Below are 15,841 nucleotides of genomic sequence, written 5' to 3' on the forward strand. Positions count from 1 at the left end.
TTATTTTAACGACACTTTTTTAAAATTCCCCAAGTTTGAAGATGTTGCCATTAGCCTAACTGAGTTACTGCAGAACTAGGAGTAAAATCTGGTTCGCCTATTTCTGCTAATACAGGAGAGGGAACAGGAGCAGGCCCTGGTATTGGTAATCTACGTAATAAAATAATTAGAATCGCTACAATCAAAGCAATCAAAGCTGCTTTTGCTACTAAAGCCCAATCAGTTGTAATACACAATTCATAGACTATCAAACCAGATCTCTTCCGTTCAAATTTCAAAGCTACTTCTACAGGAACTCCGCCTAATGAAGTAGTAAATAAAGGAATCATGCGGGTTGGGGTATAAGTAGTTCCAAATCGATAAGGTAATCCTAATAGACTCATATACCCGGCAATTTCATAAATTTTATTCACCCCACCCAAAACACCAGGAATTGAATCGGGTTTCAACTCATCAAACTCAGTTAATCCTGGTCTGTGAACCATGTAGTCAGGTCTTTTTAGTGGAGTTAGGCTAAGAAAAACTTGCTTCCAGGCGCTCAGTGAAGGATTATTTCTAATAAGAAATGCTGCATAATCTGGGTCAACTGGCAATAACTCAAAGGTGTCGAAATAAACATCTACTCCTCTTGTACCTCCCATTTTAGTTAAATAATCACCTCTGCCAATTAAATGGGCAAACTCACCAAGCATTAGCCACATACTTGGAGGCATTCCCCAACTACTAGGAGCATTACAAAAAGTACTCACACTTCTTTGAATAATTTTATCTTTTTTGCCTATGTTTAATGATGCACTACCTCCAGTTTGCTGCACAGTATGTGTCAATTCATGGGCTAATAGCTTTTTCCCTTCTGGGCTGTTATTATCATATTTTCCGGCATTAAAATAAATGTCAGTGCCATGCGTAAAAGCTTGTGCGTTCAAATCTTGATTGAGCCGAATAGCATTCTTATCTGTGTGTAGTCGCACCTGGGAAAAGTCTGTACCAAATACAGATTCCATTTGGATACGAGTCTCTGCTGGTAAGGGTGTACCGCTACCTTTGGTGGCGTTTAATTTATTTTCAACAGACACAGGAACAAAATTATTCTGTTGTTCATTTTGAGTTTGGATATAGTTAGTTACAGACTCTATATTAGTTGCCACAATTGGCTGGTTCATTAATTGAAATTCACTGGTGACTTCTTTTTTTTGCAGCTTTTGCTGTTGCTGAGATATTTGAGAAGATGGAGCATTATTGAGATTTTGAACAATGTTTTCTGCTATTGCATCTGCTTCTTGCTCATACTTATCCCCTGGTTGACTCATCGTCAGTTTAGCTTGTATAGATGACTTCATCCGGGCCATAGGTATTTGGGTAAAGTCATGATTGAAGTCAGAATTATTTGTTAATCCTGGTTGTGATTGAGATTTCGCCAAAGACATAGTAGAAAAACTACCATGATGTTGTAATACAGAGTGATTTTTCTGACATTCTGCACATTCGCCACCCGCAATGGTATGTTGCCCACAATTTGTACATTGGCGCTGTAAAATCCCCGTTGCAAGCGGGTTATTTGTTGCTTTGTGCTGCTTTACTTGGTTACCACTTTTACCATTCATTGTCCCATTCCTCGATATACGGCTTGAGCAATTTGTTGTCCCATTTGCGTAGTATTACTACTGGGTGTAACTTCTATCGGTGGAATTGATACACTAGACTGCCAGCCAGTTGGTAATCCTTCGGTTGATAATAATCTTGCTAGTTCTGCTTCAACGGTGGCTTGTAATAATTCCCGCTGGCTGCGGGGAATATCTAATCCTTCTAAAATTAACTGTTCGATATGTAAATTAATATTCATAATGGGGCATGGGGCATTGGGCATGGGGCATTGATATTTAATGAATCTATATAATTGCTTCTGTGGGTTCTGAGGTACGAAAATCTACTTCATTAATTGGTCGCTCTAGTTTCCGATATTCCATCCGTGTGGCTGCTAGTACTATGGGCATTGTTACGGCAGTTTTAGTGCTAGCTGCCATAAAGGCTGCGTTTAAAACAATGTTATGAATGCTACCTCCTGCTAAATTAAACTGACTTAGGCGGTGAAAATCTAAATTCTCAATGGGGGTTTCTGGGGGAAATGCTTTCTGCCAAATTAGCTTACGTTCTTTAGGGTTAGGAAAGGGAAAGTTAACAATAAACCGCAGCCGCCGCATAAAAGCAACGTCTAAGGTACTTTTCATATTAGTGGCGAGGATGGCTAAACCTCGGTAGGCTTCAATGCGCTGTAATAAATAGTTAATTTCAATATTGGCATAGCGATCGTGACTGTCTTTAACTTCGCTACGCTTACCAAATAAGGCGTCGGCTTCGTCAAAAAATAAAATTGCACCGCCGTCTTCGGCTGCGTCAAATAGTCGGCGCAAGTTTTTTTCGGTTTCGCCAATGTATTTACTGACAACAGATGACAAATCTATGCGGTATAAATGTAAACTTAAATCATGAGCAATTACCTCAGCCCCCATTGTTTTACCAACGCCGCTTTCCCCTGCAAATAAGGCACTGATACCCATCCCGCGATTCATGCGCTGATGAAATCCCCAATCTTCGTATACTTGATGACGCGATCGCACTTGGTCGGCTATTTGATGTAATAAGTTAATCTCTTCTTTGGGTAATACAATGTCATCCCAAGTGGCTTTAACATCTATGCGCTGGGCTAAGTTATCTAATTGGGGACGGGTAATACTCAGACAAGCGTCCCATATCTGATTTTGGATTTTAGATTTTGGATTTTGGATTGCAGAATTATCTGTTGTTTCATTTACTACTTGTCTAGAAATCTGCTCAATGGTGACAGAGTTGAGGTTAAATTGTCCTGCAAGTAATTGAGATGTATTATCGGCTACTTCTGTTAACAGCGATTTCCAGGCTGTGACTTGTTCGTTGGCGGTGGGTTTGGCTACATCAATATTAATGTGAGTTCGCCCCAAGCGTTGGCGGGGTTCGCGGGTATCGAGAAATATCAGGGTGTGGCTACGGCTGAGAAAGCGGTGCAGTGGTGAGGCTAATCCTTGAGTTGAAGATGCAGTTTCGATTTCGTTAGCATCGAGATAAAGCGCGATGGGTAATAATAAGGTTTCGCGATGCCAAAGTCGGGCAAATATTTCTAATTCACTGGCTTGGGTTGGTAGGAGTTCCACAGGTAAACGGTAGAGATGCAAGCCGAGTGCTGCTGATGTTTGCTGGGCTACTAGTTGTTTGCTGAGAGAATCTGCACCTAATAATTGGATGACCGGAGGCGATCGCCAATAGGTAGAATGTTTAAGTTGCTGGATTAGCGCGATTGCTAACTTTTCCTGGGAGGGTGGTAAAGCAATGTCACTTTCAGCAGTTTCTAGAGGTACTAATAACGGTGCTAAACGGTCGTCCAGGTAGGTTAATCCTTTGATATGATTAACTATGCGTTCGTCTGCTCGTAATGCACTGGTGGTTAAAGGTTGGGCAGGAGGTTGATTAATTTCAATTAAGCGCCAGTAACGCAAAGGTCTTTCTGGTGAAAGTACATCCCAAGCTGGCTCATCTAAACAAGCGAAAGCTAAAGCAAAGGTGGGGTAAGGGCGATTGCGATCGTCTTGGGCTGCGGCGCACAGTTTAGCAATTCTCGTATCTAGTTCTATCGCTGCACATAACAGCAATAAATTTTGCTCAAACTGAGAAAGTCCAAACCTTTGCGCCAAGAGTACCAAAGCCGGGGGTGTTTGGATATTTTCTGCCTCTGTCATTGCTGCTTGCGCTTGGGCGATTTCTGCGGGCGAGACTTGTTCTATATCAACCATTTGCTGTAACCGCAGACGTATCCACTTAACAGCAGCTGAGAGATATTCCTCATTAGCAGTTTGCCAGCGTTGCATGTCTTTCATCAAAATCCCTCACAAGAAAATCTGTCTTTCCCATGCCCAATGCCCAATGCCCATTTTCATGACAATGTTATTTTTTGTCTAGAGTCAAATACTGGCGGTTTCACAGAACGGTTGATTAATAAGCTATCTACGCCATCTACCCGCAAGCGGACAAAGTAATCACCAGCCGGAACTTTTGTCAAGTCAAATGTTAGGGTATTGGTTTTTTCTGGTAATTCAGTCGCGTCTGTATCTATTTGGGGTAGAATTTCGCGATCGCTCAATAATAAAGCTACACTTTGCTCCCTCCATACTTGGGGCGTAAAATTGAGAGTGAGAGTGCGATCGCTTAAATTAAGCTCTTGCAATTGTGGTGCGACAGTCAAGGGTAAAGCGTTGGTTACCTGTTCTTTACCATTGCGCAGTAATTTAGTTTTGACTGTATAAAATCCCGCTGGTATATCGGCTGGTCGATTTGGTAGCTCAAATGTAATTTCTTTATACTTAGTTTGTTGCTGGATTTGGATTTGAATCGGGTTTGGTAGTCGGAAATTATGCAAAATCACAATTGCTCTTTCATCATCGCTGTCTAAATGATGACCTTCTAAGGTGATAATTTCACTCAAACGGGCGCTGGTTTGTTGGTTGGGTATTTGCAAAGTTTCGATCGCTGGGAAGGGGGGAAGTAAATCGGCTTGGGCAAATACGCCGTAATCTCCTGGCCCTCGCGTCAACACTGGTAAAGGCGATTTGATGCGTAAACTACTATCAATTAAGACTACAGAAGCTTCATAAGCGGCGGAAATTCGATATTGAGTTTGAAAAGTCGTCCAAAGTTTGGATATATCTTCTAAATTTAAAGGTTGCAGCGTAAATCGAACTTTTTCGATTTGATTTTGTAAGTCACTTTCTGCCAAGGTACTTTTAATTAAAGCTGGGTCTAACACTGGGTAATCGTGTAATACTTGCATTGCTCGACCCAAGAGACGATGACCTAAAACATCATCATTATCTTTACCGTAAGCAGTCAGCATATAGTAAAGATTCAACGCCAATGGCGCTTGTCCCGTTTCTCCTGGCTTGACTCGTGGCGGTAAATCCCGATTGCGTAAAGCTGCATTTGGCAGAACTTGATAGAGAAAAATATTAATTTGATTGCCGTTATTGCCGTTTTCTCGCGCTTTATCTGGCGGTTGAGTCGTTACCACACCACTTCCTAGCTCGTCGGTAATCGCAGAGGCAATTAAATTGCGCAGTGTGGCAGTAACAGCAGCGATCGCCACTGAGTTACTCATAATTTACCTCCTTGGCGTTGCTTTAGGTAATCTTGCAAAGAAACCGATGGCTGGCGGGAACTAGATTTTTTATTAGCTGTGGGTGCTGTAGGTGCTGGTGCAGAACGGACTTCAATTCTGCCAATGGTAACTTGTACAGTCGGCGGTGCGTCTGAAGATTGAGTATTTCCTAACTCTCGCTTAGATGTTAATTGACTGTCATTTTCAAAATCAAGCGATCGCTTTTGGGAGATGGTAACTAAGGGCTTGATTTTTGTTTCGTTTTGCGCGATTATAGTTTCCGACGGTAGTCTTGTTTGTAAATCCCAAGATTCAGAAGAGCGATCGTTTTTCAGCATCCGTTTATCTACTAAGGGAGTTATCACAGCATAAGTATTTACAGCCCGATTGATTTGTTGCTGTCGAGGAAATTCTGAATTTGCAGAGTTCTGCTGTTCTAGAGCTAAGGTTACAGGTATAGGCATAGGTATAGCTGTACTCTCCTGAAAAGAGTTTTGTACGATCTGGCGTTTGCTTTGCGATGTAATTTCTGATAATTCACCTGTTAAGGCTGGGGTAATTTTTCCTGATTCATCTTGGCGTGATGAAATCGCAGGCTGTTGATTTTCTCGTGGTGAGACTGCTGATATCAAAGCATTTGCTGGAACTAGAGGCTGTGGTGATAGTTGTGATGTTGCAGATTCATTTTGGCGTGGAGAAATCAGAGTATTTTGATTTTCTCTAAATGAAACTATAGGCGTGACAGTATTCGCCGGAATTACAGACTGTGGTGATATTGGTGATGCTGAAGGCTGAAAATTTCGGTTATCTTCTTGTTGCGACACAAAAAACTGTTGATTTGCTGTCGATGAGAATACATTTGTAAAAGTATTTGCTGGAACTATCGACTGTGGTGATACTTTTGATGCTGAAGGCTGAAAATCTGGATTATTTTGCTTTAGGGAAGTTAAATCTAGTTGATTTCCGAGAGATGAAACTACAGGGATAACAGTATTCGTAGGTAATACAGATTGCGGTAATGCTGTTGAAGATTCAGAATTGAAATTATCTTTTTCTTGAGACACCAAATACTGTTGATTTTCTGACGTTGAAATTGCAGGGGTTACAGCATTTTTATTTAATCCAGATGGCGGTGATAAATTAGATGGTGAAGTTACTGAAGCATCTTGGCGTGGCGAAATTAAATTTGGTTGATTTTCTAGTGATGAAACAGGGGTAACAGTATTTAGCGGTAAGACAAACTGTGGTGGTGTTGTTGAAGATTCAGAATTGAAATTATCTTTTTTTTGGGAAACTAAAAGCTGTTGATTTTCTGGCGGTGAAATTGCAGGTATTACAGCATTGCTATTTAATCCAGATGGCGGTGATAAATTAGATTGTGAAGTTACTGAAGCATCTTGGCGTGGCGAAATTAAATTTGGTTGATTATCGAGCGATGAAACAGGGGTAACAGTATTTAGAGGTAAGACAGACTGCGGTGATGCTGTTGAAGATTCAGAATTGAAATTATCTTTTCCTTGAGACACCAAATACTGTTGATTTTCTGACGTTGAAATTGCAGGGGTTACAGCATTGCTATTTAATCCAGATGTCGATAATAAATTAGATTGTGAAATTGCTGAATCATTTTGGCGTGGCGAAATTAAATTTGGTTGATTTTCTAGTGATGAAACAGGGGTAACAGTATTTAGAGGTAATACAGACTGCGGTGGTGCTGTTGAAGATTCAGAATTGAAATTATCTTTTTCTGGAGAAACTAAAAGTTGTTGATTTTCTGGCGTTGAAACTACAGGATTTATCGAATTTGCAGGAAGTATAACAGGCGATGATGCTTTTAATTCTGGCTGCGCAACTTCTACAACATCAGGAAATATTTCTGCATCAATAGTTTGATGATGTTGTTGAAAATTTGATGTCTCTTTATTATTAAGAGTTTCTGATGACTGCAAATCAAAATTCTGTTGATTAGGCGTTTGCGGTTGTAAATTCGCCTGATTTATTACAGGTTCTACTAATGGTGTGACAGACTCAGAAACTCCCAAACCTATATTTGGTGAAGCTACAGATGGAGGAGGTAAAGGTGTAACCACATCTACTTGTCGCTGAACTATATTCTGCGTTGGTGATTGTATTAAGTTAGATACTTCAGTTTGAGGAGTAAACTGTGATATTTCATTTTTTATAGAATTGTGAATATTATTACTTAATTGTAAATTTTCAGTATTAATTAATGGTTCGGTTGAAAATGCGATCGCACTTTCCCCCATTTGCAATGGTAAATCATGAGTCGGTAATCCTGGAGATATCACAGGCTGAGAATCAACTAACTCATTATCCGGTGCAGCCGCTAATATTCGACTATAAGGCAATCTAGATATTTCTGCCGAAGAATTACCACCAGCCACTAAAGAAGATGAAGAATTTGATGTCAGAGAAGTGTCATCATATATCAAAGCATCTTCCCCCCTACCTTCTTCTATCATGTTATATTGAGGAGCAAAAAAAGAAGCGATCGCAGGTTGAATGATTGGTGTTAAACCCAGAGTACGTGCAGCTAATGTAGTTAAAAAATCAGCAGACATATCAGCGCCTCATAAGGGTTATAAAAAGTCAATTTACTAAATCCAAATAGAAATTTCTGCGATTATTACTCATCGATAATATATCGGCTTCGCGCCAACCATAATATCGTGCTAATGTATGAACTTCCCGCAGTAAACGTTTAGCTTGTGTATTCAATTCGCTCCAGAAAAAAGCGACGATATCAAATAAAACTTGCCAAGAATGATTACAAGCTGGACAAATTAAATTTAATAAAATTTCAGCTTGTGCATCATATTCAGCCATAGATTCTGCTAATTGAGTAATCACAACAGCAGGTAAATCACGGTAGTTAATCTCAACTCCTTCACGCTTTATTTGTAAAATACATCGCTGTCCGATTAAATTTCGTAGCATATTTAAATCTTGATAACCAACCACAGCCGCTAAATCTTTGCTATTAGGTAGACGAAACTGTAATTGATATTCACCAGATGTTAAATTGTATTCTTGTTGTATTGTTACTAACGATTCTGCAACGCGAATATCAGCCACACCAATAGTAAATTCTAACTTTTCCCCACACTTTGGACATTCAGCATAACTTTCCATCTTAGAACCAAAAGTGAGTTCTCTTAAAGTTAAAAGATGTGCATCTCGTTGTCCAATACTTAAAGTGGCTAATTCATCCGGTGATTTTTCTGGACAAGCAAAAGCTAGAAAAGTCAACGCTCTATCAATAGGATGTTGATTCTGACCAATTTCCCATATTTTTAATATTTGTTCGCCAGTCAAAGGACGCATAATAAAAATTCACGGTTTGCAATTAATATATTGTAGGGGTTTAGCAGTGCTAAACCCGCTAAACAACCACCTTTTTTAGTAGGGTGTGTTAGCCTTAAGCCGTAGCGCACCCTACTAAAATTTAAGTTGGTTCTAAGAAACTTGGTTCTGTAGGTTCAGTCACATCATAATCGCGTTCCCAACCTTCATTTTGCAATTTAATAGTTTGAATTGCTACAGCATTAGCATTTGCATCTAAGTCAGGTAAAGCTTGAAATTCTGATACCCAACAACGAAAAACTTTGTAGGTTATAGCTACCTGTCCCGCTTCATTCATCAATTCAATAATGATGTCTTTACGAAAGTCTTTCAGCGATACTTCTGCACCTAAACCAGAACCATAATTCCAGACTTTATTTGCCCATTGTTCAAAGTCTTTATCATGGGTAACACCCCGTTCTAAAGTAATCGCTTCATACTTGGTTTGTCCTGGTGAATGACGAGGACTGCTGGGATCTCCGCCTTCGCGGTGGGTAACTACTTCCGTGGTACGTTTGAGCGCACTCACTTTACTAATTCCCGCCACATATCTACCATCCCATTTGACGCGGAATTTGAAGTTTTTATAGGGATCGAAACGTTGTGCATTAACAACAAATTGGGGTTGAGGCATAAATTTCTCCTGTTGAGTTGTAGAAAAATGCGATCGCAGTCCAAACTAATAGCTAATTTTTATACAACTCCTTAAGTATCAATTTGCCCAGCAATTTGCTGGAATTTAATAATGACAAACTCAGCAGGTTTTAAGGGTGCGAACCCAACAACGATGTTAACGATACCTAAGTTAATATCGTTCTGCGTAGTTGTTTCACTATCGCACTTGACAAAATAGGCTTCCCGCGGTGTCTTACCTTGAAATGCACCTTGGCGGAACAAGTTATTCATGAACGCGCCAACATTCAAGCGAATTTGCGACCATAGAGGTTCATCGTTGGGTTCAAATACTACCCATTGCGTTCCTCTATACAGGCTTTCTTGCATGAACAGAGTTAAACGCCGTACCGGTAAATATTTCCATTCCGAGGCGAGTTGATCCGCACCTTCGAGGGTTCTTGCACCCCAAACCACATTTCCATATACCGGGAAGGAACGCAAACAGTTGACACCCAAGGGGTTTAACTGACCATTTTCACCATCAGTCAGTTCGTAAGAAAACTGTCTGACTCCAGAAAGCGTGGCTTCAATCCCTGCAGGTGCTTTCCACACTCCACGATTTGCATCAGTCCGCGCCATAATTCCTGCAACCACACCGCAAGGAGGAAACTCTTCTAGACGGTTTTCTCTTAATAAATCCGGTGCTTTGATGCGTGGGAAATAGATGACTGTATTTTCATCCCGGAATTGATTAATAACACTATTGCTATTGCTAGTTAAATCTTCAACAACTTTAGCCGTACTATCCCACTTAGTTGGCGGGTCAATAATTAAGATGGCGCGCCGTTTTTTACAGTAAGTTATAGCTGCTGTGAGTAAGGCTTGTCCTGCATCATCAGCAACATTATTTCCCTGTTCGCGGCTATTAGGAGGAATGCAAAGCAAGTTAAATAAATCTGCTTTCTCTAACGCATACAAACCAGTTTTCAAGGCTTCGTTACCGATGTAATCTGCATAGCTGGGATTATTAGCGCCATCAGTTCCCGCAGTAAATGCTACCTCAGTTTCTGTAGGTCGGTTTTGCTGTACTTCTCCCGTAACATCGACAAAAGTAGAATCTGCTTGAATGACACTTTTGACGTATCTGGGTGAATCTTTATCTGTGGAAAGATTGCGGAAAGATTCGACAACTATCGGGTCTTCTCCTGGATTAATTTCATGGAGAATTTCCAGATTAAATATCTGATTGTTATCAGCATCTGGGCCGAATTTCGGATAAGAAACCTTGGCTTTATATCTCTCATTAATCCATTTACCAGGACTAGTGGCGGTGAGATTTAGTCCGCCAACATTCACCGTCGCTGGCGTCGCATCGCTACTAGCAACCCGAATAATTAATGCATCTGTTCCGCCGTTGAGAAAATATTGCTGGACGGCGTAGCCTAAAGCGCTTTGAATCGATAAACCACCAAATTGACGTTCAAAATCGCCAAAACTTTGGATTCTAACGGGGTAATTAACTCTTCCTTGGCTGGCTATTCCAATAAAAGCTGTAATTGAGGTTGCTACCCCAACTATGGTACGAACACCGCTAGGAATTTCCTCAATGTAAACACCAGGATAAGTAGGTGTAACTGGCATAATTAATTCCTTTGATCGCAGAGGGTAAGTTTTAAATTCACAAGCAACATTTAGCTGTCTGAATAATAGTCATAGAAAACTGACAGCCTTTTGTAGAGGTGAATTATTTGATATTTATCAATGCTTAGAGATGGTTGTTTTTAGATGACAACCTCACTAGCAAGCTATGTCCATAAATTAGGTGCAATGGGTTATCTATAGCAGTGCAAAATCTGCTGTGAACAATTCTCCTTTGTTTTCCTGTATGTACTTTGGACAAGGCTCATAGATATATTTTGGGCGTGTCAGTTAAAGACTTCACCCAGTTTTTAGGTCTGCACCTCTATGTATTGTTTAACTACCGAGCTTTGACAGGCACCGAAATAAAATGTAGTAATAATTACTCAACTTTGTTCGTGAAAGTTGAGATGTAACCGACGTTAGCCATGAAAATGACACACTAAATAATAAAAGCAGGTTTACACCGAAAAAAGACAATTTTGTAAAAAAACAACAAACTTGGTTTACATACTATGTAGTAATCTTCACTCTCTATTACAGAGATAGGAGGGGGAGAGAGACAAGGAGGACAAGGAGGACAAGGGAGACAAGGAATTTTAGATTTTAGATTTGCGATTTTAGATTGGAATCCAAAATCTAAAATCCAAAATCCAAAATTGTTTCAATGCCCAATGCCCAATTAATTACCCCCTACCCAGCCTGCCAAATCCTGATTGTTTTATCTTCGCTGGCGCTGGCGAGGGTTTTACCATCGGGACTGATATCGAGAGAGAGAATGCTACCATTATGTCCAGTGAGGGTTTGTAGCAATTGACCTGTCTGTAAGTTCCAAATTTTGATGGTGCGATCGCTACTACCACTGATTAAAGTCTGTCCATCTGGAGTAATTACTAAACTTTCGATTAAACCTTTATGTCCTTCCAGCCTGTGTTGTAGCTTTCCTGTCTGTAAGTTCCACAGGTTGATGGTGTTACCGTAGCCGCCACTGGCAATAATTTGTAATGTGGAACTAATAGCCACTGTGCGCACAAAGCCAGGGTTATCGGGAATTGTCCGCAGGAGTTCCCCATTATCCAATTGCCAAATTTTAATAGCGCGATCGCTCCCACCGCTAGCAATCAATTTACCATCGGGACTAATCGCCGCAGCATACACTAAACCACTATGTCCAGAAAGGGTTTGCAGTAAATTTCCTGTTTGTAATTGCCAAATTCTAATTGTTTTATCCCTACTTCCAGTCACCAAAAATTGTCCATTGGGACTGATAGCGACAGAATTAATCAAGTCAAAATGTCCTCTGAGGACGCGCTGAGGTTTATTAACGTTCAGATGCCAAATTTTGATTGTATTATCGTTACTACCGCTAACAATCGTCTGTCCATCAGGTGCGATCGCTGTAACTATCCAAATTCCTGTATCATTTAGTGACATTTGCAACTTACGTGTTTGCAAGTTCCAAATCCTGATTGTCTTATCGTTGCTGCTACTAATCAAAATTGGCGCATTTCGGCTAAAAGCAACACTTCTGACTAAGTTTCCATGTCCACTGAGAGTATAGGCGAAAGCTGCTGCTTGGAATTGCGGCTGTGATTGCGGTTGTGAGTTGGGCTGCGAGTTGATAGGGGTATAGCCGCGCTGCATAGATAAAATGTAATCACGCCCTTGCAGTGCTTGAGTAAACTGAGGATTGATAGTCAAAGCGCGATCGTAATCTGCAAGTGCAGCATCATAATTGCCCAATTTTAAATACACATTACCTCGATTACACCAAGCCTCAACATAGCTAGGATTTATCTGTAAAGCTTGGTTAAAATCTGTTAACGCACCTTCATAATCTTGGCGTTGTAGTTTATCTAATCCCCAAAAGTGATAAGTTTGGGCATTATCTGGGGATTGGTGAAAAACTGGTACGGTGGCTGGTATATTCGATGTGCGATTTTGCAAATCTTGCAAAACTTCCCCTGCACTTTGATATCTTTCCCTGACTAAATGCTTCAGCAATTTATCGAGAATCTGTCCTAAATCCTCGCTAATACTTAAACCTTGTTCTCTGAGCCTTTCTCGCCACAACCACCGTGCCTCTCTCACATCATAAAGCGAGTCAGCCAAATTACCGTAAGCATCATGTAACGGCAAACATCTGGTTAATAACCGCGCACAAGTCGCACCCAAAGCATATAAATCGCTTGCTGGGTAAGCGTATCCTTGCATTTGTTCTAAAGGCGCATAGCCAATTGTATATATTCCCGTTCCTTGACGCGCTAAAGTAGTTTGGGTAACTTGTTTCGCACCGCCAAAGTCAATCAGCACCAATTTGCGATCGTAGTTTCTGCGAATAATATTTTCTGGTTTAATATCCCGATGGATTATATGGCGATCGTGAACAAATTGGAGAATTGGCAATAAATCGTTTAACAATTCCCGAATTTGCATTTCACTAAAAGCATGTTGTTGTAGTTCTGTCGCTAAAGTCTCTCCAGGAATAAATTCTTGCACTAAATACAAATTTACTCCTTGCTCAAAATAAGCCACCAGCCTGGGAATTTGGGGATGATTTTCTCCCAGTTCAAATAAACGCTTGGCTTCTTCCTTAAACATCTCCGCCGCTTTTTTCAGCGCACCTGTACCCTGAACCTGGGGGACAAATTGCTTGATTACGCAAGGCGCATCTAATCTATCAATATCTTTAGCTTCATAGGTTTTACCAAAACCACCTTCGCCTAATAATCGGCTGATACGGTAGCGGTTTTTGAACAATGTCCCAAAATTATTAGAACCACAACTAGTGCAAAATCTATTGTTATCAGGGTTAAAAGGATTTGAGCAATTCGGATTTTGACAGATTTGCATATATAAATAATTTAAAATTCATTAAAATTATCCGATTTAGTCTAAAGAAGTTGTATTTTAGACTGTTAATATTTTTTATTTTGTCAAATTATTGATACCTAGCAGTAATATTTTAATATTAAACTTGCGTAAAAACTTTTAACTAAAATTTATACTTGGGAATTGAGCCTTCAATTCCTTCCACATACCAGTCCATTGTCATTTGTGCTTTATCGTCCAACACTTTGCTTTTAGGTATGCGTACAACTCCCTTTTGGTCTTTTACCAGGCCATTAAAAGGATGAGCAATACCTTGAATAAACTGTTCCCGTTTCCTATTAACTAATTGTTGCACATCGCTAGGAATCACCTGATTCATCGGCGAAATATCTACCATTCCTTGCGCAATTCCATGCCAAATCCTTTGCGGTTTCCATGTATTGTTGATTACCGCTAAAGCTGTATCTGTATAAAATTTTCCCCATTTATTAATTATTGATGTCAGGTGTGCTTTAGCACCAAACTTACTCATATCGCTATTGTAGCCAATAGCATAAATGCCCTTTTCTGCTGCTAATTGTATTATTGCAGCCGAGTCTGTATGCTGTGTCAGCACATCTGCACCTAAATTAATTAAAGCTTGCGCAGCTTCCCTTTCTTTGACAGGATTGTACCAAGTTTCCACCCACAATACCCTCACTTTTGCTCGAGGATTGGTTGACCGTAATCCTAGAGTAAAAGCATTAATTGCGCGAATTACTTCAGGAATGGGATATGCAGCCACAAAACCAACAACATTTGATTTTGTCATCTTTCCGGCAATCATTCCTGTTAAATATCTGGCTTCTTCCCAGCGTCCTATATAAGTACCAACATTCGCCGTAAGTTCATTTCCGGTACAATTTTCAAAGATAATTTGCGGAAATTCCTTAGCTACTTTAATTGTTGGCTTCATGTAGCTCAAGGAAGTTGTAAAAATTAATTTATTACCATCTTGTGCGAGTTGGCGAATGACTGTTTCCGCATCAACCCCTTCATTAACATTTTCAATAAAAGTAGTTTTAATTTTATCTTGTAGAGTCGCTTCCATTTCTCTGCGACCGAGATCGTGGGAGTAAGTCCAGCCAAAATCACCCACAGGCTTGAAATAGACAAATCCCACTTTTAGCGGTTCGCTAACTAATACAGGCGAAGCTTGGGGAGTAGCTTCACTTTGTAATGGCGAATTTCTCGCGGACATACAGCTATTCAACGCCAAGCTAGAACCCGCTAAAGTCGCATACTTGAGAAAATTCCGACGATCCATGTTCAGGAATTTAACATTTACAACCAGATAAAGCGATCGCACTCATCACACTTACTAGTGATTGTCTGTAAATGCATCATATTGTATCAAATTTGTCAAACTAGATAAATTATTTCTAGCAATAAATAAAAAATGTACATTAACTAATTATTTGTCACTTTAACAAAATAATGTCATTTTAAAATGAAATCGCTGAAAGCCTTCTCTAGCAACAATTATAGCAGGGTTTTTATTGTCTGACTTCTCACGATGTCTGTTATAGAAAATTAACAAATTAAATGTCTAATTCCTGAAGTTTAACAATTTAAATGTCACTTTCTAAAAACAAGGGAAATTGCTGAGTTGAGAAAAATTAACAAATTAAATGTCACAACGTACTTATAATATACATAAATGTTGCAATTAAACAAAAATGTATATGCAGGACGATCATTCTTCTCAAATACCTGCAACTAAATCAAAAATTGCAGATTTAAGCAGCAATATTACCGAAACTCAAGTTATTGTTTCGGAACTTTCCGATGAAGCAAAGTTAAAAATGGAGGTGATCCAAAGTCTTCTAGAAGCAGACGATCGCACTACATATGCTCAAAGGCTCAAGGAAGCAGCAGCCAAACTAGGAAAGTCAGTACGAACAGTGCGGCGATTAGTTGATAAATGGGAACAGGAGGGACTAGTCGGACTGGCACAAACAGAACGAAATGACAAAGGAAAACATCGAGTTGATGAAGAATGGCAGGACTTTATCTTAAAAACCTACAAAGAAGGTAATAAAGGTAGTAAAAGAATGACTCGTCAGCAGGTCAGGGCAAACGCATCTAAATAGAGAAAAGTGCTAAGTAGAGGTGTGTTTTGAGTAGTACAAGAGAACTATATATAACTGGTGAAGAGAGCGATCGCTAAAA

General features: G+C 39.9%; 11 protein-coding genes. 1 reads left to right on the forward strand and 10 read right to left on the reverse strand.

The features are described 5' to 3' along the window. Positions 1 to 50: 50 nt before the first annotated feature. From H6G41_RS23575 to H6G41_RS23620, 10 genes are all read right to left on the reverse strand, one after another. Positions 51 to 1,604, reverse strand: a complete 1,554-nt coding sequence (locus tag H6G41_RS23575) for a DUF4157 domain-containing protein (protein ID WP_190749176.1) — start codon at positions 1,602 to 1,604, stop codon at positions 51 to 53. After that, positions 1,601 to 1,867 (reverse strand): hypothetical protein, encoded by a 267-nt coding sequence (locus tag H6G41_RS23580; RefSeq protein ID WP_242038025.1) that lies wholly within the window; start codon positions 1,865 to 1,867, stop codon positions 1,601 to 1,603. Before H6G41_RS23580 ends, H6G41_RS23575 begins: the two co-directional genes overlap by 4 nt. Before the next feature lie 22 nt (positions 1,868 to 1,889). Further along, a complete protein-coding gene (locus tag H6G41_RS23585; RefSeq protein WP_190749178.1) occupies positions 1,890 to 3,908 on the reverse strand; it encodes an ATP-binding protein in 2,019 nt (672 codons plus the stop codon). Between the two features lie 56 nt (positions 3,909 to 3,964). Continuing rightward, positions 3,965 to 5,182, reverse strand: coding sequence for a DUF4255 domain-containing protein (locus H6G41_RS23590; RefSeq protein WP_190749180.1), 1,218 nt, complete (start codon positions 5,180 to 5,182; stop codon positions 3,965 to 3,967). Next, the gene (locus tag H6G41_RS23595; protein ID WP_190749183.1) at positions 5,179 to 7,764 is read right to left on the reverse strand and encodes a hypothetical protein; all 2,586 of its coding nucleotides are present in this window, start codon (positions 7,762 to 7,764) and stop codon (positions 5,179 to 5,181) included. The genes H6G41_RS23590 and H6G41_RS23595 overlap by 4 nt, the downstream gene beginning before the upstream one ends. Before the next feature lie 28 nt (positions 7,765 to 7,792). Next, entirely contained in the window at positions 7,793 to 8,527 is a 735-nt protein-coding gene (locus H6G41_RS23600; protein ID WP_190749185.1) for a phage baseplate protein, read from the reverse strand. A gap of 121 nt (positions 8,528 to 8,648) precedes the next feature. Further along, positions 8,649 to 9,179 carry a phage tail protein gene (locus H6G41_RS23605; protein ID WP_190749187.1) on the reverse strand — a complete coding sequence of 177 codons (531 nt, stop codon included), beginning with the start codon at positions 9,177 to 9,179 and terminating at the stop codon, positions 8,649 to 8,651. 71 nt (positions 9,180 to 9,250) lie between these two features. Continuing rightward, entirely contained in the window at positions 9,251 to 10,801 is a 1,551-nt protein-coding gene (locus H6G41_RS23610) for a phage tail sheath subtilisin-like domain-containing protein (protein WP_190749189.1), read from the reverse strand. 690 nt (positions 10,802 to 11,491) lie between these two features. Continuing rightward, positions 11,492 to 13,651, reverse strand: coding sequence for a tetratricopeptide repeat protein (locus H6G41_RS23615; protein WP_190749191.1), 2,160 nt, complete (start codon positions 13,649 to 13,651; stop codon positions 11,492 to 11,494). A 142-nt stretch (positions 13,652 to 13,793) separates the two neighbouring features. Then, positions 13,794 to 14,936: a BMP family ABC transporter substrate-binding protein gene (locus H6G41_RS23620; RefSeq protein WP_190749193.1), complete on the reverse strand. Its 1,143-nt coding sequence runs from the start codon at positions 14,934 to 14,936 to the stop codon at positions 13,794 to 13,796. 418 nt (positions 14,937 to 15,354) lie between these two features. Between H6G41_RS23620 and H6G41_RS23625 the strand changes: the two genes are divergently transcribed. Continuing rightward, positions 15,355 to 15,762 (forward strand): helix-turn-helix domain-containing protein, encoded by a 408-nt coding sequence (locus H6G41_RS23625; protein WP_242038026.1) that lies wholly within the window; start codon positions 15,355 to 15,357, stop codon positions 15,760 to 15,762. The last annotated feature ends 79 nt before the right edge of the window (positions 15,763 to 15,841 follow it).

The organism is Tolypothrix sp. FACHB-123, assembly GCF_014697075.1.
Classification (GTDB): Bacteria; Cyanobacteriota; Cyanobacteriia; order Cyanobacteriales; family Nostocaceae; genus Aulosira.

Bases quoted from the DNA above. Each gene is read 5' to 3' on its own strand.
- H6G41_RS23585 (WP_190749178.1), bottom strand. From the start codon at position 3,908: ATGAAAGACATGCAACGCTGGCAAACTGCTAATGAGGAATATCTCTCA.
- H6G41_RS23615 (WP_190749191.1), bottom strand. From the start codon at position 13,651: ATGCAAATCTGTCAAAATCCGAATTGCTCAAATCCTTTTAACCCTGAT.
- H6G41_RS23600 (WP_190749185.1), bottom strand. From the start codon at position 8,527: ATGCGTCCTTTGACTGGCGAACAAATATTAAAAATATGGGAAATTGGT.
- H6G41_RS23580 (WP_242038025.1), bottom strand. From the start codon at position 1,867: ATGCCCAATGCCCCATGCCCCATTATGAATATTAATTTACATATCGAA.
- H6G41_RS23605 (WP_190749187.1), bottom strand. From the start codon at position 9,179: ATGCCTCAACCCCAATTTGTTGTTAATGCACAACGTTTCGATCCCTAT.
- H6G41_RS23625 (WP_242038026.1), top strand. From the start codon at position 15,355: ATGCAGGACGATCATTCTTCTCAAATACCTGCAACTAAATCAAAAATT.
- H6G41_RS23590 (WP_190749180.1), bottom strand. From the start codon at position 5,182: ATGAGTAACTCAGTGGCGATCGCTGCTGTTACTGCCACACTGCGCAAT.
- H6G41_RS23620 (WP_190749193.1), bottom strand. From the start codon at position 14,936: ATGGATCGTCGGAATTTTCTCAAGTATGCGACTTTAGCGGGTTCTAGC.
- H6G41_RS23595 (WP_190749183.1), bottom strand. From the start codon at position 7,764: ATGTCTGCTGATTTTTTAACTACATTAGCTGCACGTACTCTGGGTTTA.
- H6G41_RS23575 (WP_190749176.1), bottom strand. From the start codon at position 1,604: ATGAATGGTAAAAGTGGTAACCAAGTAAAGCAGCACAAAGCAACAAAT.
- H6G41_RS23610 (WP_190749189.1), bottom strand. From the start codon at position 10,801: ATGCCAGTTACACCTACTTATCCTGGTGTTTACATTGAGGAAATTCCT.